Origin of the sequence: Streptomyces griseomycini, assembly GCF_014203535.1 — a bacterium.
In the GTDB taxonomy this organism is placed as follows: domain Bacteria; phylum Actinomycetota; class Actinomycetes; order Streptomycetales; family Streptomycetaceae; genus Streptomyces; species Streptomyces griseomycini.
Genome location: NZ_JACHJI010000009.1, coordinates 1 through 19,638, shown reverse-complemented (window position 1 = coordinate 19,638; position 19,638 = coordinate 1). Strand labels below are relative to the sequence as shown.

Genomic DNA, 19,638 nt, shown 5'->3' with positions numbered 1-19,638 from the left:
CTCACTCACCTCCCCGTTCCCGCAGCGGCGTCACGGAGTCCGCCCGGCGCAGCGCCAGCGCCGCCGTGACCAGCAGGGGCACCGCCGACACCGCGGCCAGCAGCGCGGCCACCCGCCCGGCCGGCAGCTCCACCAGCACCGAGGGCACCGGGCGGGTGGCCTCGGCGGTCAGCAGGAGCAGCGGGATCACCGCGCGGGCCAGCACCGCGCCGAGCAGCACCCCCACCGCCAGCGCCAGGGCGACCAGCACGCCGTGCTCGACGACCACCACCCGGGCCAGCCGCCGCCGGGAGGCCCCCAGGGCGCGCAGCACCGCGAACTCGGCGGACCGCTCCCGCAGCGACCCCGCCGCGCCCACCGCGAACCCGACCGCCGCCAGCGCCGCCGCCGCGAGGGCCGCCGCGCCGAACGCCGCTCCGGGCCCGGCGCCGAAGGGGTCCTCGCGCAGCTCCTCGGCGATCTCGTCCCGCACCACCACCTGGGACGGATCGACGTCGGGCCGGCCGCGCAGCGCCTCGGCCACCCGCGCCGACGCGTCCGGCGCGGTCGCGAGCCACCACTCGGTGGGCGGCACGCTCCCGCCGTCGCGCGCCTGGAGCACCCGGTTGACGGTCCGCAGGTCGAGCAGCAGGGCCCCGCCGTCGTCCGCGCCGCCGGTCGGTACGGACGGCAGCTCCCGCACCGCCCGCACGATCCGCACCGGGACGGTGGAGCCGCCGATCCGCACGTCCAGGCGCTGCCCGGGGCGGGCGCCCGCCGAGGCGAGGTAGCGGTCGGTGGCCACGGCGGTGACCTCGGGCGCCGCGGGCTGCACCACCCGCAGGCGGACCGTGAGCGGTGTGGCCCGCCAGGACAGCTCCCGCGGCACGTACCCCGTGCCGTAGGCGACGGTCAGCGGGTCGGCCGAGGTGACGCGGGGCCGGCCCGGCCCGGTGTCACCGTCGGGCGGGGACTCCTCGTCGCCGTGCGCGGACGGCCTCCAGGCGTCGGGCAGCGGCAGCCGCCGGTACCGGCCGTCGGCGTCCGCGGCGGTCAGCGCGGTCACGGTGAAGCGGTGCTCCTCCGCGCGTCCGACCGGCTGGTACAGGTCCAGCCGGAGCCCGGTCAGGGTCAGCGCGCCCGGGGGCGCGTCGGTGAGCGCGTCGAGGTCGAGGGTGAGCGTGTGGGCCCGTCCGTCGGCGCGGAGCGGACCGAGGGGGAGTTCGTACGGGGTTCCGTGGGAGTCCTCCAGGATGGCGCCGACCTCGACCGCCGGGCGGGCCCGTGCGCCCTGCACCCGTGCCGTCAGCGCCAGGCGCGCGGTGCCCGCCGGTACGCGCGCGCCCGCCGTCGCGCCCTTCGGCGCCAGGTCCGCCGACAGCGCGCGCACCGGCCCGGCGGCCAGGTCGGAGCGCATCAGCAGGGTCTGCGGAGCGTGGGCGGTGTCCAGCGCGAGCACGGTCGCCGTCCGGCCGCCGGCCAGCGGCGCGGTCGTACGGACGGCGGGGGCGGCCCGGCGTACGCCGGGCACGGCGGCGTAGGCCTGGGTGCGGCCGAACTCCGTCTCCCCGGAGTCCGTGACGCGCACCGGGGCGCCGGCCCGGAAGTCCGCCTGGTCGTCCTGCGAGCGCTCCCACGAGGAGCCCCGGCCGATCGCCAGCACGCCCAGCGCGACCGCGAGCACCAGCAGCAGCACCGGGCCCGTGCCGCGCCTCGGCCGGCGGCTGAGCTGCCAGCCCGCCAGCGCCCCCGGCAGCCCGCGGCCGGCGGCCGCCCCGCGCTCGGCCAGCCGCGCCACCGGCGGCAGCAGCCGCAGCGTCAGCACCGTGCCGGCGAGCAGCGCCAGCGCCGGGGTCGCGACGAGCAGCGGATCGACGCCGAGGTCGCGGCCGACGACCCCGGAGGGCCGGCGGCTCAGCTGCACGTACGCGACGGCGGCCACCACCAGCAGTCCGACGTCCGCACCCGCGCGCACCGCGCCGGGCAGCGGCCGGGCCCGGCCGGCCGTGGACGAGGACGTCAGCGCCGGGACCGTGACGGCGAGGGCACAGCCCACCGCCACGGCCGCCGCCACCAGCCACACCGTGCCGCGGCCCGCGACCGAACCGACGGAGGTGTCCAGCTCCAGCCCGATCCGGGCCGGCGCGCCCCGCCCGGCCAGCAGCCCGGTGAGCGGGCCCGCCAGCAGCGGGGCGCAGGCCGCCGCCGGCACGGCCAGCAGCAGCGCCTCCAGGGCGGCGAACCGGGCCACCCGGGCGCGGGAGGCGCCGCGCGCCCGCAGCAGCCGGGTCTCGGCGGCGCGTTCGGCGCTCAGCAGCCGGGCCACCAGGAACAGGGCGCAGCCGGCGAGGAGGACGAGCTGGAGGACGACGATCAGCAGGGTCGAGCGGGAGACGAGCAGGGAGCGCTCGACCCGGTCCAGCACGGCGGGCAGCGCACTCGTCGCCGTCGCCGTGCCGCCCAGCGCCTCGTCCTCGGGCAGGGCGGCGGTACCGCGCCGCACCGCCTCGCGCAGCGCGTCGATCCGTCCGGTGTCCACCGCCGAGAAGTCGGCCGACGCCAGCCAGCCCGACGTACCGGCGCTGACCCGGTCCCCGGTGAGCACGGAGGGGTGGGCGAGCAGCGGGCCGTACGTGGTGAAGTGGACCTCGACGGCCCCGCGGCCCTTCAGCTCGTCCAGCCGCCAGTAGGGCGCGGCGGCGTCCACCGGCCGGTACAGGCCGGTGACCCGCACCTTCGCCGCCGGTCCGTCGAGCCGGTCGGTCAGGGTGAAGCGGGCGCCCGGTTCCAGGCCGAGGCGGCGGGCGGCGGTCTCGGGCAGCGCGGCCTCGACCACCGCTCCGGCGGCCGCCCGGGGCGTCCGCCCCTCGGTGATCCGCACCTGGGTGCGGTCCAGCGCCGCGAAGTGCGTCAGGTCGGGCTCGTCCGCCCGGGCGCGCTCGTCCGGCGGGCGCAGCGAGCGGGGCAGGGCGTACGGGCCGGAGCGGGTCAGGGTGCGCAGCGTCACCGGCAGCCCGTCGAAGGTTTTCCGGGCGCCCTCGCGGACGGCGGTGCCGGCCGCGGCGCGACGGTCCGCGGGGACGTCGGCCCTGACGACGAGCGCGGTGTCGGCGGCGTTGCGGGGGTTCCCCAGGGCGTGGCGCAGGGCCGCGTCGCCGATCGACGCGGAGTAGGCGGTGAGGGTCGCCAGTACCGCCGTGGTCAGCAGGACCGTGAGCAGGGCGGCCGCGAGGAGCGGCCGGTACGCCCGTGCGCGGGCGAGGACGAACCTCGCCGACCCCCCTGCGGCAGCCACCCAACCCCCCGTGGTCGTCCAGGCCTCCGGGTGATGCTGTCAGAGGAGACCGGCCACGGGTAAGCGCCCGGAGCGCGGCTTTGACCGGATCGTGACCGGATTCCGGCGACGGATCTCCGGATTCCGGCCGGAATTCTTCCGTCCGGTCGTGCGGCCGGGACCCGCGGGGATCAGCCCGGGGTGTTGATCATCGAGGCCGCCGCGTACGTCAGGTACTTCCACAGCGTCTGCTCGTGCTCCTCGGACAGGCCGAGCTCGTCGAGGGCGTCCCGCATGTGCTTCAGCCAGGCGTCGTGCGCCGCCCGGTCGACCTTGAACGGGACGTGCCGCATCCGCAGCCGCGGGTGGCCGCGCTGCTCGCCGTAGGTGGTCGGACCGCCCCAGTACTGGATCAGGAACAGCCGCAGCCGCTCCTCGGCCGGGCCCAGGTCCTCCTCGGGGTACATGGGCCGCAGCAGCGGGTCCTCGGCGACCCCCTGGTAGAAACGGTGGACGAGCCGACGGAAGGTCTCCTCCCCGCCGACCTGCTCGTAGAAGGTCTGCTCCTGAAGCGTGCCGCGCCGAATCTCTGTCACGCCGTCCATGGTCTCAGACGGCGCGACATAGGACTCGAGGCCTAGGACCGCCCTACCGTGGAGTCATGGACGGGCAGGACCGCGGGAACGGTGACGGCCTCGCCGTCCCGCTGAAGGCGGCTCTGGTGCGCGAGATCGAGGCGAGCGGGGCGTTCGACGCCGACCCGGTGTGGCGGGAGGCGTTCGCCGCGGTGCCGCGCCACCTGTTCGTGCCGTCCTACTACGTGGGAGTCGCCGACGGCTACGAACGCCGGTGGAGCGGGAGCCCCGACCCCCGGGCGCGGGAGCGGTGGCTGCGCGGCGCGTACGAGGACACGCCGCTGGCGATCCTGCTGCGCGGCGACGAGCCGCTCTCCTCCAGCAGCCAGCCCTCCCTCATGGCGCTGATGCTGGCCGAGCTGGGCGTCCGCGACGGCGAGGCGGTCCTGGAGATCGGCACCGGCAGCGGCTACAACGCCGCCCTGCTCGCCCACCGGCTCGGCACCGGCGACCTGGTCACCACGGTCGACCTCGATCCGGAGATCACCGGGTCGGCCCGCCGGCACCTGGACGCCGCCGGGTACCACCCGGTCGTCGTCACCGGCGACGGCGTGCGCGGGGTGCCCGCACGCGCCCCCTTCGACCGGATCATCGCGACCTGCGCCCTGCCCTCGGTCCCGCGCGCCTGGCTCGAGCAGTGCCGTCCGGGCGCCCGGATCCTCGCCCCGTTCGCCACCGGGGTCGTCGTGCTCACCGTGCGCGACACCGGGCACGCCGAGGGGCGCTTCCTGCGCACGCCCGCCTACTTCGTCCCGCTGCGCGGTGCGAGCCGGTCGTGGCAGGAGCGGCCCGACCCGGACGGGCTGCCGCGCCCGGCCCGGGGAAACGACCTGCTCCGGTTCCTGCTGGAGCTGACCGCCGGCGCCCTCGACCCGCGGGAGGCGTACGCCCTGTGGGAGCGCGAGGGCCGGCCGCAGCGCGAACGCTACGGCCTCACGGTCGGCGACGAGGGCGCCCGCGCGTGGCTGGACGACCCCCGGGGGCCCTGCGTCTGGCCGCTGCCCTCCTGAGGGAGGGACTCAGCCCCGGCGGATCGTGATCGTCGTCCAGGCGCCCACGTGGACCCGGTCGCCGTCCTGCAGCGGGACCGGGACGAACGGCTGGATCGGCTCGTCCGAGCCGTTGACCGTCGTGCCGTTCGTGGAGTTCTGGTCGACGACCGCCCAGCTGCCGTCCGGCTGCTGCACCAGCACCGCGTGCTGGTGCGAGACGCCCGGGTCCTCCGGCGGCGTCGACAGGTCGATGTCGGGGGTGTCGCCGGTGGAGTGGCGGCGGCGGCCGATGGTGATCTGGTTGCCGGTGAGCGTGCGCTGCTGCTCGGGCGAGTACGCGGGCAGGTTCAGGCCCGCGGCCTCGGGGCCGGAGCGCTGCATCATCGCCATGAAGTACTCGCGGTCCGGACCGATGGTCGCGGTCCAGGTCGCCGGGCCCTGGGGCCGGGAGGGCTGCTGCGGGAAGCCGCCGGGCCCGGGCGGCGCCTGGGTCGCGCCGGGCTGCGGGTAGCCGTAACCGCCGTGCTGGCCGGCGCCGTTCGGGCCGCCGGGACCGCCCATGCCGCCGGGACCTCCGGGGCCGCCGGACGGCGGGGAGATCACCCAGTCGTCGTCACCGCCGCCGAAGGACGGTCCGCCCTGCTGCGGACGGCCGGTCTCCTGCGGGAACCCGGGCGGCGCGGACGGTCCGGGCTGGAACGCCTGCGGACCGCCGGGACCACCCGGGCCACCGTGACCACCCGGTCCGGGCGGCGGCGGTACCGGCCGCGAGGGGCCGCCGCCGAAACCGGGCGGGCCCGGCGGGATCGGCTCGGCGGGCCGGTTCACCTGCGAGGGACGCGAGCCCTGGTAGTCGAAGGCGTCACCGCCGCCGTACGACGGGCCGGGCGGCTGCTGGAACGGTCCGCCGGGGCCGGGGGCCGGCGGACGCGGGGCGGCCGGGGTGTACGAGGTCGCCGTGTTCGTCAGGAAGTTCCACCGGCACTCCTCGCAGAACGGCGCGGCGCCCTCACGGGGCGTACGGCACTGCGGGCACAGCTCCGGGGGGCCGCCGGGGCCGCCCGGACCGCCGCCGAAGCCACCGGGGCCTCCCGGGCCGCCACCGGGCGGCGGGAATCCGTAGCCACCGCCGGCCGGGGGCGGCGGGGGAGGAGGTGGGGGCACGGCACCCGCCATGCGGTGACCGCACACCTCGCACCAGTCGTCGGAACCCGACTGGTGTCCGTTCGGGCAGGTCGGCATGTCGGCGCTTCCCCCTCTCCTTTGTCCGGCCGGTTCCGGCCGGATTTCTCCAACCCCGAGGGGTCAGGCTCGATTACTTCCGGATCACTTCTTTACACGAACGGTCTTGGTGGACCGAGTCTCGAGCGTCATCTCGTCGGCCTCCTCGACCTTCGCCTTCAGTCGCACAGTACCCGTCGCGGCGTCGACCACGTCCACCACCTTCGCAAGCAGTTTCGCAGTGTCCGCGTTGCCGGAGGCACTCGCGAGCTGAACGGCGCGGCCCAGTTTGGCCGTTGCTCCGTCGATGTCTCCCGCTTTGCGCAGATCGAGCCCTTCCTGGATGACTTCCGCCAGTTCGGCCTGCCCGGTGTAGTGGGCGACCTGGGGGTTGATCGACGTCGAGGCGGCCATGTCGTCCGTCCACACGGCCCGCACCAGACCCTGCGCGCCGAGGTTCTGCACGGTCCCGTCGGACTGCGGAATCACCAGGGAGACACGGGCCGCCAGCATCTCCTGGCCGAGGCCCGCGGGCGGGACCTCGACGCAGACGTGGTAGTCGCGGGACTCGTCGCCCCAGGAACCCAGGGGGTAGTCGCCCGCGCGCGGGCCGGCCTCGGTGCGCCGGCCGGTGAGTTCCTCGACCGTCGGCGCGACCTGTTTGACGAACCTCACAGTCGTGCCGACCGGGGTCCACAGCCGCAGGGAGACGTCCGCGACCTCCTTGCCCATCGCCGCCTCCATCATCTGCGTGAAGTCGGCGGCGAGACCGGCCGGGTCGGCGACGATGTCGGCGGTGCCGAGGAGGGCGGAGGCGATCCCTGTGACTTCTTTCACTTCCCAGTCGGTGCCCACGCCCCGGGCGTCACAGGTGAACCGCCCCGCACACGCGTCCAGGGCCGCCTTCAGGTCCTCGGGCGACTCGTGCTCGTTGCGGCCGTCGGTGAGCAGGATGCCGTGCCGTATCGCCACGTCCGCCGACGCCAGCAGCCGGTCGGCCAGCCGCAGCCAGGTGCCGATGGCGGTGCCCCCGCCCGCGTTCAGCTTGCGCAGCGCCTGCTTGGCCTGGTCGCGGGTGCCGGCGTCGGCGACCGCGAGGCCGCCGCCGCCCGGATACACCTCCCTGGCCACGTGCGTGCCGCCGACCACCGCGAAGCGCACGCCGTCGCGCAGGGCGTCGATCGCGGCGGCCGTCGCGTCGCGGGCGTTGCGCATCTTGGTCGGCGGGTAGTCCATCGAGCCCGAGCAGTCGACCATGAGCACCACCGCCGCCGACGGCCCCTCACCGGGTGAGTAGAGGTGGGGCGCCGCCACCGCGCTGCCGATGGTGCCGCCGCCGGTCGCGGTCACCGTGACGATGGCGTTGACCTCGCCGGCGCCCTCCGGCAGGTACTCGTTCTGGTAGACGTCCACCGAGAACTGCGGCACGTTCGACTTCGAGAAATTGGCCATGCCTGCTTCGATCCCCCTCAGGTGCCCCGACGGCGCGGGGCGACGACGGATGACGGACCGGTCCCCTCCGGTCCGTTGAGGCTCCCCGCAAGAGGCTTCCCGTACGCGGCCTCAGGCCGATCCTGCCCCCTGGGGGACGGCCGGGAACGGCACGAGGGCCACTGTTACGTTGTCGTGGCCGCCGCCGTCGAGGGCGTGACCGACCAGCACCCGGGCCCCGTGCAGGGGGCGCACGGCGGCGTCGGCGGGGACGACCGCGGCCATCTCCTCGGCCGACTCGGCGTAGTTCCACAGGCCGTCCGTGCAGACGACGATCACACCGGGGCGGTCCGGTTTGAAGGACGCGGTGTGCGGCTCCAGTTCGTAGGCGTCCGCGCCGAGCCAGCCGGTGATCGCGTGCGCGCGCTGGTCGGCGTACGCCTCGGCCTCGCCCATCAGGCCCGCGGCCACCATCTGCGCGGCCCAGGAGTCGTCCTCGGTGAGCCGGGCCGCCGGGGCGGAGCGGTCCGTCGGCACCCAGTAGGCGCGGCTGTCGCCGACCCAGCCGACGACCAGCAGGGCGTCGGTGACCACGGTGCCGACGATGGTGCAGGCCGGGGCGTTCTGGTGCGGGGCGTGCTCCCGGGCCGCCGCGGGCTCGTCGGCCAGCGCGTCGACCGCCTCGGCGGCGGCGACGATCGCGTCGTGCATCGCCTGCTGCGGGTGCGTGCCGCGCGGCAGGGCGGCGAGCAGCGACTCGTTCGCCGCGCGGGAGGCGGCCAGTGACGCCTCGTCGGGGCGGGTCGCCGAGGAGACGCCGTCGCAGACGATCGCCACGGAGACGGGGGAGCCGTCGGGCAGCGCGGTGGTGCCGACGGCGAAGGCGTCCTCGTTGCGGTGGTGGCGCAGGCCACGGTCGCTGACCGCGGCCACGGGGCCGTGTTCCTGTTCCATGTGGTCCCGTTCGCGCGGCTGGGCGTGGCCGCAGTTCTCGCAGTAGCCGTCGCCGTCCACCCGGCCCGCGCGGCAGGCCACGCACACCGTGCCCCCGGCGGCCCGCGCCGGTTCGGCGGCCACCCGCGGGTCCGGAGCCTGGAGCGGGTACTCGTCGGGCTGCGCGGGCTGGTGGACACCGCCGGGGCGCTGGGCGGCGGAGGGAGCCGCGACGGGTGCGTCCGGCTGCGCCCGGCGGTCGAAGCGCACACCGGACGACTCGGCGGGCGGCGCCGACGGCGGGGGCGGGGGAGGCGGCGGTACCACGGCACCCTGGGCCGGGGGCGGCGGTACGGGGACGCCCTGGGCCGGAGGCGGCACGGGCGTGCCCCGGGGCGGGTCGGCGGAGCCGTCCGGCGCGGGGGCGGGCGCGGGCCAGGCCGGTGCGGCGGGCGGGGCCGACGGCGGCCGGGGCCCGCCGCGGTCCGCCGGGGCCTGGGACGGCACCGAGCCGTTCACGGCGACCGTCGGCTCGTCCCTCGGCCGTGCGGGAACCACGGACAGGTCGTATCCGCACGCACCGCAGAAACGATCACCCGTCTCGAGGGGCTCCTCGCAGCTCGGGCACTTCGACAGAGCGGCCTGCTGAGGCATCTGCGACATCAACTACACCCACGTCCGGGGGCGGTAACGGTTGGCACGTTCCACCAGGTCGATCCTCTCCTCGCCGCTCGGCGCCAGCCGGGCCAGCGTGCGGTACGAACGCTCCAGCCCGAAGCGCAGCCCCCGCTCGTCCAGGCCGCTGCCGAGCAGCGTCCGTCCCCCGGCGGCGGGAGGGGCGGAACCCTGGCCCCCGGAGAGTACCCAGTCCAGCCCGCAACCGAGGACCTCGGCCGACAACTGCTCGCGCCGCGCCGGATCCAGACCGTACGCCCCCAGGGCCTCGACCTGCCCGGCGGCGGCGGTCAGGTCGTCCAGGAACGCTGCGTCGCCGGGGGCGGCGGTGCGTCCGCGCAGCCGTGCGCGGACGGCCGCCACGCGCGCGGCGGTGTAGTGGATGGACGACTCCGGCACCGACTCCAGCGTCGTCACGGCGCCGCGCCGGTCCCCGGCCGCGAGCTGGACGCGGGCCAGCCCGAACGCGGCGCTCACGTGGCTCGGGTCGGTCGACCACACCAGGCGGTAGTACTCGGCGGCGTTGTCCAGCTGGCCCAGCACCTCCGCGCACAGGGCGAGCGCCAGCTTGGGCGCGATCTCGCCGGGGAAGGCGTCGTAGACCGCGTCGAAGGCGAGCGCGGCGCCCTCGTGGTCGGCGGTGACGAGGGCCGCCACGCCCCGGTACCAGACCACCCGCCAGTCGTCGGGGTCCTGTTCCTCCAGCGTGCGCAGCGCCTCCAGCGCGGTGGCCCGCTCACCGGTCTCCAGCCGGGCGCGGACCTGGCGCAGCCGGGTCTCGGTCGACGGGGCGGGCGCGGCGGCGAGCGCGTGGACCAGCTCACCGGGCGCGGACGCCAGCAGGCCCGCGAGGAAACCGGCGTTGGGGTCGGAGGGGTCGACGTGCGGCACCGGCAGGGCGAGCGCGGCGGCGGGGCAGTCGACGGGCTTGACGAGGCCCGGCGCGGCGGCGGGGGGACCCCCGGCCGGCGGGAGGGCGGGCCGTCTCCCGCGCGGACGGACCGCCCGGGTCCCCAGGCGGGAGACGTCCCCGTCCAGGGCGGGGAACAACTCCGTGTCCGTCACGCGCAGTTCCGGGCCGAACAGCGTGGACAGGGCCGGGCGGGGACGGCCCGACTGGAGGGAGACGACCTCGCGCAGGACGCCCGTCAGCTGCTCGGTCATCTCCTGCGCGGAGGCGAACCGGCGGGCCGGGTCCGGGTCGGTGGCGCGGACCAGGAGCCGGTAGAAGGACTCGTACCGCCGGAACACCTCGATGGTGTCCGGGTCGGGCAGGGAGTCCGCGTAGACGTTCGTGTAGCCCTGGAAGTCGAACGTGAGGACGGCGAGCGTCCGGGCGACCGTGTACAGGTCGGACGCCACCGACGGACCGACCTCGGCGACCTCGGGCGCCTGGTAGCCGACCGTGCCGTAGATGGCCGACTCCTCGTCGTCCATCCGGCGCACCGCGCCCATGTCGATCAGCTTCAGCTGGTCCCCGGTCTGGATCGCGTTGTCGACCTTGAAGTCGCAGTACAGCAGGTTGCGGCTGTGCAGATGACCGAGCGCTTCCAGCGCCTCGATGCCGTACGCGCACGCCTGCTCCACCGGCAGCGGGTCGCGCCTGCCCTCCGGGGTGCGGCGGGCGTTGGCGATCTCCTTCAGGGACTTGCCGCCGACGTACTCCATGACGATGTAGCCGTCGAGGGAGCCGGTGCGCTGGTCGAGGTGCTCCACGAAGTTGTAGATCCGCACGATGTTGGCGTGCTCGATCTCCGCGAGGAAGCGCCGCTCGGAGATCGCCGCCGCCATCGCGTCCTGGTCGCCCGTGTCCAGCAGGCCCTTGAGGACCACCCAGCGGTCGGAGACCGCCCGGTCCACGGCGAGGTAGATCCAGCCCAGACCACCGTGCGCCAGGCAGCCGACCACCTCGTACTGGCCGTGCACGACGTCCCCGGCCCGCAGCTTCGGCACGAACGAGTACGGGTGGCCGCACTTGGTGCAGAAGCCCTCCGTGCGCCCCGGCCGGCCGCTGCGGGCCCGGCCCACCGGCGCCCCGCAGTCCGAGCGCGAGCAGAACCGCTTCCGCTCGGGCACCTCGGGGTTCTCCAGCACCATCGCGCGCGGATCGGGACGCGGGATCGGCGGGACCTCGACGAGTCCGGCGCCGAGCCGGCCCCGGCTCGAGGAGCCGGCGGCGGAGCCGGAGCTGCGCACCGACACCGAGCGGCCCGTGCTCCGGCCCGACAGCGAGCGGGACAGCCGCCCCGAGACCGAGCGCCGGGACTTCGACGACTGCGACGACGTACGCGCACTGCGGCCGCTGGAGCGGGAGCCGCCGCTGCCGGACGAGCCGCGCGAGCCCCGGCCCCCGACCGTGACGCCGGTCGGGGGCGAGGCGACCGACCCTTCCCCGAGCTCTCGGCTGCGCTCGAGCAGGGGAGACCCCGATGCCGACACGACCGGGGCGAGGCCGCAGGTGTCGCAGTACAGCTCGCCGCCGCCGACGTCCTCGTACGCGCCGCCGCAGCCGGGGCGCTGACAGGTGCGCCGTGCCTGGTCCCGCCCCTGGTTCTCCGGCTCGCTCATGACGCCGCCTCCCCCTCGTCGCTCATGCGCCGGGCCCCTTCCGGTCGTCGGGCGCGCCCTGGCCCGGTACGCCCTGACCGGGCACCCGCGGTGCGGTGCCGAGCAGCTCCGCGGCCGCCTGCTGGTAGCGCAGCACCGCCTGCTCGGCGGCGCGCAGGTCGCAGGGCGCGCTCCACAGCATGCGGCGCGCCTTCTCGTACCGCTCCACCAGCACGGGGTCCTCCGCGAGGCCGTGCCGGGCCACCTTCGCCTTGTACGCGTCCAGCCGCCCGCGCAGCTCGGCGCGGACCGCCAGGGGTGCGGTGACCGCGGTCAACGACTCGCGGGCGCGCAGCAGTTCGTCCTCCGCCTTCTGCTCCAGGGACTCCAGGAGGGGCGACAGGCGGTGCCACTGGGCGTGCCGCCGGTACTCGGCGGCCGTCGACAGCTGCTCCTGCAGCGCGGTCGGCGGCCCGCTGACGACCGGCACCTCCGTCGCGGCGATCTTCGCGAGCACCTCGCCGCGGGCGGTACGGGCCTCGGCGAGGGTGCGGTCGGCGCGGGAGAGCACGTCGCGCAGCCGGACGATGCGCTTCTCGGCGTCCTGGCGGACCGTCAGCACCGCGTCGATCTCACGGCGCACGTCCTCCAGGGCGCGCGCCTCGCGGTCGTACACCGTGGTGTCCGGCTTGCCGCCGCCCGGTGCCGAACTGCCCTGGGCCGGCTGCCAGAACGCCAGCGGGTCGGAGATCACCTGCTCGCGCAGCCGGGTCAGGGTGCGGGTGATCCGCTCCAGGTCGTCGCCCGCCGGGTGCTCGCCGGGGCGCACGCCGACGGAGTGCGCGAGCCTGCGGGTGCGCTGGAGTTCGGCGGCCAGGAGGTCGATCCGCGCGGGCAGCGCCGACCACACCACGTCCGCGGCGACGACCACGTCGAGCGAGGTCGCGTACAGCTCGTTCATCCGGTCGACGAGGGCGGCCAGGGAGTAGCGCTCGCTGAGGCGTCCCGTCGAGCCGATCGACGTCGGGGCGGCCGCCGAACCCGCCACCGTGACGCACTCGCCGCGCAGCAGCTCCGTCAGCTCCACCAGGTCCTCACGGCTGGACCAGCGGCGGCGGGCCCGGACGTCCCGGGCGGTGCGCAACGCGTCCGTGTAGGCGTCGAAGTACGTCCACAGCAGCGTGATCGCCGCCTCCGTGGCCGTCCAGCGCTCCTGGGTGAGCCCGGTGAGCCGCGCGCCCTCCAGGAGTCGTCGGCCCGCGTGGTCCTGCAGGGCGAGGAGCGAGGTCTCGATGGCCTCGTGCTCCGCGCCGAGCCGCGCCAGCGCACGGTCCACCTCGTCCCGGTCCATCACCGGCCCGGTGGGGTCCGTGTCGCCCATCGATCACCTCTCGCTGCGGGGGTTGGTGGTGGTCACGGTGTCATGCCGGCCTGGACGGCGGTCAGTTCTCGCGTGCGTACACGGGCGCCGGTGGCTCCGACTTCGACGGGTCCCCGGCCATCGTGTCCGACAGCCACTCGTCGTACGAGTCCTGCCAGCCGTCCTCGGTGTCCGCGCGGAAGTCCACCAGGATCTGGTTGACCCGGCGGACCAGGTCGTCCGCGTCCTTCTTCATCGCCACGCCGTAGTACTCGGCCGTGAAGGCCTCGCCCTTGAGCTGGACCGTCGGGTCCTGCGCTGCCTGGCTCGCCGCGAGCGCGCCGTCGGTGACCACCGCGTCGACCTCGCCGAGCTGCAGGCGCACCAGACAGTCCAGCTGGTTGGGGACGGTGGTGCGGATGTCGGTGGACTCCGGGAGCCGGCCGGCCTTCTTGTCCTCCGCCAGCTTCGCGTACGCGGTGGAGCCCGCCGCCGTGCAGATCCTCCGGTCCGCGAGCGTCTCGTCGTAGCCCTCGACCGGTGACGACTTCGGGGCCAGGACCTGCTGGCCCGTCTTGAAGTACGGCGCGGAGAACGCCACCTCCTCCAGGCGCGCGCAGTTGATCGTCATGGTGCGGACCACCATGTCGACCCGGCCGTCCTGGATCGCCGGGATGCGCTGGTCGGTGGGGATCGCCTTGAACTGGACCGCGTCCGGGTCGCCGAGTATGTCCTCGGCGATGCGGTGCACCAGGTCGATGTCGAACCCCTCGAGCCGCCCGCCCTCCCCGCTGTTGGGGTCCCGGTAGCCCCAGCCGTAGCTGTTCTGGTCGACACCGACGATCAGCTTGCGCTTCTCGCCCCGGCGGTTCTTGATCGCCTCGATGGTGTCGCCGTCCGCGCGGGAGGGGGACAGGGTCTGCTTCTCCGGGTCCTCGCACTCCGCGTCCGCCCGGGCCGGGGCGGCGTGCCCCACGGACCGGCCGGAGGTCTCGGCGCCGTCGTCGACCGGGACCCCGCCGGGAGCCCCGGCGCAGGTCAGCACCAGCGCGAAGACCAGGGCGAGGGCGCAGGCGACGGCCATCGCGCCCACTCCGCCCCAGCCCCTCAGGCCGGCCCGCAAGCGTCGTGCGTTCATCGTCAGGCCCCCTCTCACCGGTACTCCGACAGCCTGCGGCCGATGCCCAGCACCGCGCCGGCCGCGCCCACCACCGCGAGGGCGGCCGCGCCGGCCGGCAGGCCCGTCAGCGCGTCCCGGCCGTCGCCGGCCGCCCGCCTGAACTCGCCCTGCTCGTGCTCGATCGCCGTGGCCAGGTTCTCGTCCACGTTGTCGAAGCACTCGCCGGTCGCGCCCTCGGCGCCGATCACCATGTCCAGCGCCTGCTGGTAGTCGCCGTTCTCGTCCCGTTCGCGGGCGGCCTCGTGGCGCTTGAGCCACTCGGTCATGTTGTCCACCGCCGAGGCGACCGGCCGCTCGCCGCTGTCGTCGTCCGCGAGTCGCTCCGCCCGGGCCAGGCCCCGGGCGAGGGCGTCCATGTCGCGCCCGAAGTCGTGGTCGTAGGCGTCGACGGTCTCGCCGCCGACCTTCTTCGTCTCGGCGCCGCGGGCCACCAGCGTGAGGTTCTCGTTGCCGCGGGCCTTCAGCGAGGCGATGCGGGCGTCGTGCAGCACGTTGAGCGAGCGGACGCCGTGGTCGTGGGAGTCCTCCAGGCCGGATCGGGCGACGCCGTGGCCGACCGTCAGCCAGAGGAGGGCCACCGTGGTCGCCGCGGTGGCCGTGACCAGGCCGTGGTTGAGCACGCGGTGGGTGCGCAGGTAGGTGCGGCGCTGGGCCCAGGCGAGCGCGGCCAGCGCCAGGAGGCCGAGGGCGATGGCGGCCCAGGGGTACGGGGTCGCGTCCGCGTAGTCGGCGCTCAGGCGCTGGTTCTCCTTCTCGTAGAGGTCCTCCGCCGCCGGGAGCATCTCCTCCTGCATCTTCTCGTTCGCGTACCGCAGGTAGGCGCCGCCCACGGGGAAGCCCTGGCGGTTGTAGGTGCGGGCGCGTTCCACCAGGCCCTTGTACTCGGGGAGCAGGCGGTTGAGCCGGGCGATCGTGGCCGCGGACGGGGAGCCGGGGTCGGAGTTGGCCGCGGCGCCCACGAGCTTGGCGGCGGCGGTGCGGACGCCCCGCTCGTAGCGGTCCCGGGAGGCGGCGGTCTCCTGACCGCCGGCCAGGAAGCCGCTGGAGGCGGCGGTGTTGGCGTCGGCGAGCGAGCGGTAGATGTCGGCGGCGTCCGAGGTGAGCGGCTGGCTGCTGGTGAGGACGTCGTCCGCCGCGGCCGTGCGGTCGGTCGTCTGCCAGGCGGTGACGGCGCCGAAGGCGAGGACGAGGGCGGCGAGGACCGCGCCGATGATGCGGAGGCGTCCGGGCTCGGTGGTGGCGGCCTCGCGCAGGCGGTCCACGCCCTCGGCGAAGGCGGTGCGGCGGGCCTGAGGCGGTGGTGGTGCGGGGTGGTGGGCGCCGGGCGCGTGCGCCGGTGCGTGTGCCGACGCGGGGACGGGGGCGGGTTGCGGCGGCACCGCCGGCAGGGTGGGCGGTGGCGGCAGGGCGGGGCCGGGTGGTGCCGAGCTGCCGTCCGGCGTGTGTGTCACTTGACCTCCCCCATGGTCATCCTCCGCGGCAAGTATCGCTGCCGGGAGCGACGTTCGCACCGGCTTGGCACGATCTTGATCCGATCGCAGCGTGGTCGCCGGACATTCCGGCACGCCGCCCGCCCCGCACCACCCCCTGCCCACGAACACGCCGGGGGAGTCCGTTCGGTTCCCGGACACGGGTGCCTGCGGCGCTCGTGCGGGTCCGGGCCCGGGTCCGGCTGCGGGCGGCCGGGGGGAGCCCGGCGTCCGGGTGCCGTCAGGTCCCGAAGTGCGCTCGCAGGCGGTGGTGGGACTCCGGTGGGGCCGCCAGGCGGTCGAGGCCCAGGAGGGCCGCGCCCAGGACCGGGGCGGCGGTGACGACCCGGGGGACCGCCTTGGGGGCCCGGTCGGCGAGGAGGGTGCGGACGCGGTCGGCGAGTTGCGGGTGCCCGGCCGCCAGGACGCTGCCGCCCAGGAGGACGGGGGTCTCCTCGTCGAGGAGGCCGAGGCGGGTCAGGGCGACCGTGGCCATCGTGACGACCTCGTCGGCCTGGCGGTCGACGATCGCACGGGCCACGGGGTCGCCGTCGGCCGCCGTGGCGAAGAGCACCGGGGTCAGTTCGTGGCGGCGGGGCGGGGGGACGTGGCGCAGGTGCAGGGCCTCGACGAGGGCCGGCATGTCGGGGAGGCCGAAGTGGGCCGGGAGGGCGCGGGCCAGGGCGGTGGGGGCGCCGCGGCCGTCCTGGGCGCGGGCCGCGTACCAGAGGGCCTCCTCGGCCAGGGCCCAACCGCCGCCCCAGTCACCGGAGATGCGGCCGAGGGCCGGGAAGCGGGCGGTGCGGCCGTCGGGGTGCATCCCGACGCAGTTGATGCCCGCGCCGCAGACCACGGCCACGCCGCGGGGTTCGGTGACCCCGGCGCGCAGGACGGCGAAGGTGTCGTTGCGGACCTCCACGGTGGTGCCCCAGCCGCGGGCCTCCAGGGCCGCGGTGAGCTGCTGTTCCTCGACGGGGAGGTCCGCGTTGGCCAGGCACGCCGAGACGTGGGCGACGGCGGGCGTGCGGGCGTCGGCGAGGGCCCGGGCGACGGTGGCGGACAGGGCGGCCATCGCCGTGTCCAGGCCCTCGGCGGGCGGGCGGAAGCCCGCGCCCCGGGCCGTGGCGAGGACGTGGCCGTCGGGGCCGACCACGGCCACGTCCGTCTTGCTGTTGCCGGCGTCGACGGCGAGGACGCCCGCGGTCAGGCCCACGCGAGGTGCTCCCGGTTGTGTGCGATCAGGGCGTCGGTGAGCTGCTCGGCGTACGCGTACTGGGCGATCAGGGGGTGGGCGAGGAGGGCGCGGAACACGCGGGTGCGGGAACCGTGCAGGGCGGCTTCCAGGGCGAGGTCCTCGTAGGCGGTGACGTTCGCCATCAGGCCCGCGAGGAGGGGGTCGACGGGGGCCACGGGCAGGGGGGCCGCGCCCTTCGGGCCGACGGCGGCCTGGACCTCGATCACCGCGTCGTCGGGGAGGAACGGGAGGGTGCCGTTGTTGAGGGTGTTGACCACCTGGTGGGGGCTTCCGGCGCCGCGCAGGAGGGCGGCGGCGAGGTCCACCGCCGCCTCGGAGTAGTAGGCGCCGCCGCGCCGGGCCAGGAGGGCGGGCTTCTCGTCGAGGGCGGGGTCGGCGTAGAGGGCGAGCAGGCGGCGCTCCATGTCGGCGACCTCGGCGGCCCGGGAGGGTTTCGTGCGCAGGTCCCGTACGACCTCGTCGTGGGCGTAGTAGTAGCGCAGGTAGTAGGAGGGGACGACCCCCAGGCGGTCCAGGAGGGCGCGGGGCAGGCGCAGGTCGGCGGCGACCTCGTCGCCGTGGTCGGCGAGGAGGCGGGGCAGGACGTCCTCGCCCCCGGGGCCGCCGAGGCGCACCGCCGTCTCCCAGGTGAGGTGGTTCAGGCCCACGTGGTCCAGGTGGAGGCCGGCGGGGTCGGTGCCGAGGCGGGCGGCGAACTTGCGCTGGAGGCCGATGGCCACGTTGCACAGGCCCACCGCCCTGTGGCCGGCCCGGAGCAGGGCCCGGGTGACGATGCCCACGGGGTTGGTGAAGTCGATGATCCAGGCGTCGGGGCTGGCGCGGCGGACGCGGTCGGCGATGTCCAGGACGACCGGCACCGTGCGCAGCGCCTTGGCCAGGCCGCCGGCGCCGGTGGTCTCCTGGCCCACGCAGCCGCACTCCAGGGGCCAGGTCTCGTCCTGCTGCCGGGCCGCCTGGCCGCCCACGCGCAACTGGAGGAGGACCGCGTCGGCGCCGTCCACCGCCGCGTCCAGGTCGGTGGTGGCGGTGATCGTGCCGGGGTGGCCCCGGCGGGCGAAGATGCGGCGGGACAGGGGGGCGATGAGGTCCAGGCGGTCCGTCGCCGGGTCGGTGAGGACCAGTTCGGTGAGGGGGAAGACGTCCCTCAGGCGGGCGAAGCCGTCGACCAGTTCGGGCGTGTAGGTCGAACCTCCGCCCACGACGGTGAGTTTCACGGACTTCCCTTCGCTCGGTCGGCGGTGCTCGGTCGGCGGGAGGTGTCGAAGACCTCGTCGCGGGTGGTCGCCAGCGCGCTCTCCAGCGCGCCGCGCAGCACGGGGTGGTCGCGGACCTCGCCCAGGACCAGGCGCGGGCGGGGCGCGGCCAGCTCCTCCAGTTCGGCCCGGACCAGGTCGCGCAGCACCTCGCCGCCGGAGAGGAGGGCCGCGCCGCTCAGGACCACGAGTTCGGGGTCGAGGACGGAGACGAGGGAGGCGAGACCGGTGGCCAGGCGGGTGGCGTAGGCCCGGAGGAGCCGGTGGTGGGCCCCGTCGTCCGGGTCGGCGGCGGCGCGCTCGAGGAGGGCTGCGGCCACCTCGGCGTACGGGCCCCGCGGGACGTCCTCGAGGCCCAGGCCGCGGGCCAGCGCCGGGACGGCCTGGGAACCGGCCAGCTCCTGGTAGCCGCCGCTGCCCGCCCTGGTGACCCGGCGGACCAGGGGCGCGCCCGGCACCGGCAGGAAGCCGACCTCGCCGGCGCCGCCGGTGAAGCCCCGGTGCAGCCGTCCGCCGAGCACCAGGGCGGCGCCCAGGCCCTCCTGGTTCCAGAGCAGGACGAAGTCGGTGTGGTTCCGGGCCGCTCCCAGCCGCTGTTCGGCGAGGGCGACCAGGTTGACGTCGTTCTCGTACGCGAACGGCGCCGGCAGCGCGGCGGCGAGTTCGTCGAGCAGCGCGGGGGAGTGCCAGCCGGGCAGGTGGGAGGCGTAGCGCAGGCGGCCGGTGTTCGGGTCGAAGGCGCCCGGGGTGCCGATGACCAGGCGGTGGAGGTCGGCGCGGGACAGTCCCGCCGCCCTCACCGCGCCGTCCAGGGCGTCGGTGACCTGCCGGACGACGGACGCGCCGGGGCGGCGGCCGGGGGTGGGCAGTTCGTGGCGGCCGACCGTGCGGCCGGTGACGTCGGCGACGGCGGCGCGGATCCGCCCGGGGGCGACGTCGAGCCCGGCGACGTGCGCGGCGGCCGGGTTGACCCCGTACAGCCGGGCGCCCGGGCCGGGGCGGCCCTCGGTGGTGCCGGTGGCCACGACCAGTCCGGCCGCTTCCAGGCGGGCCAGGAGCTGGGAGGCGGTCGGCTTGGACAGACCGGTGAGCGCGCCGATCCGGGTGCGGGACAGCGGTCCGTGCTCCAGCAGGAGGTCCAGGGCGGCGCGGTCGTTCATGGCGCGCAGCACGCGCGGGGTGCCCGGGGTGCCGGTGGTTCCCGCCATGGGTGCGCCCCCTGCCCTTCCGCGCGACGACTGTCAGGAAGGTTTCCTGTCCGGTGGGGAACGTAGGCCCGGGGCGAGGAGGCGTCAAGGGGCGGCACGGGAGAGGGGCGGGGCCCGGGGGGGGCCCCCCCGGGGCCCCCCCCCCCCGGGGGGGGGGGGGGGGGGGGGGGGGGGGGGGGCGGGGCCGGGGCGGCCCCCAGCGGGGCGGCCCTGCGGCCGCGGGCGG

Annotated in this window: 13 protein-coding genes; 1 reads left to right on the top strand and 12 read right to left on the bottom strand. The window is 76.1% G+C overall.

Annotation, left to right across the window (positions count from 1 at the left end; translation table 11 throughout):
• Position 1 precedes the first annotated feature (1 nt).
• Both FHS37_RS24605 and FHS37_RS24600 read right to left on the bottom strand, forming a co-directional pair.
• Positions 2-3,274, bottom strand: a complete 3,273-nt coding sequence (locus FHS37_RS24605; RefSeq protein WP_184824914.1) for an FtsX-like permease family protein — start codon at positions 3,272-3,274, stop codon at positions 2-4.
• Between the two features lie 170 nt (positions 3,275-3,444).
• Complete coding sequence (locus tag FHS37_RS24600; protein WP_184824912.1) at positions 3,445-3,858, bottom strand: globin; 414 nt, start codon at positions 3,856-3,858, stop codon at positions 3,445-3,447.
• Positions 3,859-3,914: 56 nt separating this feature from the next.
• On the opposite strand from FHS37_RS24600, the gene FHS37_RS24595 reads away from it, so the two are divergent.
• Complete coding sequence (locus tag FHS37_RS24595) at positions 3,915-4,898, top strand: methyltransferase domain-containing protein (RefSeq protein WP_184824910.1); 984 nt, start codon at positions 3,915-3,917, stop codon at positions 4,896-4,898.
• 9 nt (positions 4,899-4,907) lie between these two features.
• On the opposite strand, the gene FHS37_RS24590 is transcribed toward FHS37_RS24595, so the two are convergent.
• From FHS37_RS24590 to FHS37_RS24545, 10 genes are all read right to left on the bottom strand, one after another.
• On the bottom strand, positions 4,908-6,122 hold the full coding sequence (locus FHS37_RS24590; RefSeq protein ID WP_184824908.1) for an FHA domain-containing protein: 1,215 nt from the start codon (positions 6,120-6,122) through the stop codon (positions 4,908-4,910).
• Between the two features lie 84 nt (positions 6,123-6,206).
• Positions 6,207-7,553 (bottom strand): vWA domain-containing protein, encoded by a 1,347-nt coding sequence (locus FHS37_RS24585; RefSeq protein WP_184824906.1) that lies wholly within the window; start codon positions 7,551-7,553, stop codon positions 6,207-6,209.
• A 111-nt stretch (positions 7,554-7,664) separates the two neighbouring features.
• Entirely contained in the window at positions 7,665-9,128 is a 1,464-nt protein-coding gene (locus tag FHS37_RS24580) for a PP2C family protein-serine/threonine phosphatase (protein WP_184824904.1), read from the bottom strand.
• 3 nt (positions 9,129-9,131) lie between these two features.
• The gene (locus FHS37_RS24575; protein WP_184824902.1) at positions 9,132-11,708 is read right to left on the bottom strand and encodes a serine/threonine-protein kinase; all 2,577 of its coding nucleotides are present in this window, start codon (positions 11,706-11,708) and stop codon (positions 9,132-9,134) included.
• Between the two features lie 22 nt (positions 11,709-11,730).
• Entirely contained in the window at positions 11,731-13,068 is a 1,338-nt protein-coding gene (locus FHS37_RS24570) for a hypothetical protein (RefSeq protein WP_184824900.1), read from the bottom strand.
• Between the two features lie 61 nt (positions 13,069-13,129).
• A complete protein-coding gene (locus FHS37_RS24565) occupies positions 13,130-14,185 on the bottom strand; it encodes a glutamate ABC transporter substrate-binding protein (RefSeq protein ID WP_184824898.1) in 1,056 nt (351 codons plus the stop codon).
• Positions 14,186-14,199: 14 nt separating this feature from the next.
• On the bottom strand, positions 14,200-15,678 hold the full coding sequence (locus FHS37_RS24560) for a GlnX family signal transduction membrane protein (protein ID WP_184824896.1): 1,479 nt from the start codon (positions 15,676-15,678) through the stop codon (positions 14,200-14,202).
• Between the two features lie 259 nt (positions 15,679-15,937).
• Positions 15,938-16,909 carry an N-acetylglucosamine kinase gene (locus tag FHS37_RS24555; RefSeq protein ID WP_184824894.1) on the bottom strand — a complete coding sequence of 324 codons (972 nt, stop codon included), beginning with the start codon at positions 16,907-16,909 and terminating at the stop codon, positions 15,938-15,940.
• Positions 16,900-18,165 (bottom strand): 6-phospho-beta-glucosidase, encoded by a 1,266-nt coding sequence (locus tag FHS37_RS24550; protein WP_184824892.1) that lies wholly within the window; start codon positions 18,163-18,165, stop codon positions 16,900-16,902. Before FHS37_RS24550 ends, FHS37_RS24555 begins: the two co-directional genes overlap by 10 nt.
• A complete protein-coding gene (locus tag FHS37_RS24545; protein ID WP_184824890.1) occupies positions 18,162-19,412 on the bottom strand; it encodes an ROK family transcriptional regulator in 1,251 nt (416 codons plus the stop codon). The genes FHS37_RS24550 and FHS37_RS24545 overlap by 4 nt, the downstream gene beginning before the upstream one ends.
• Positions 19,413-19,638 lie beyond the last annotated feature (226 nt).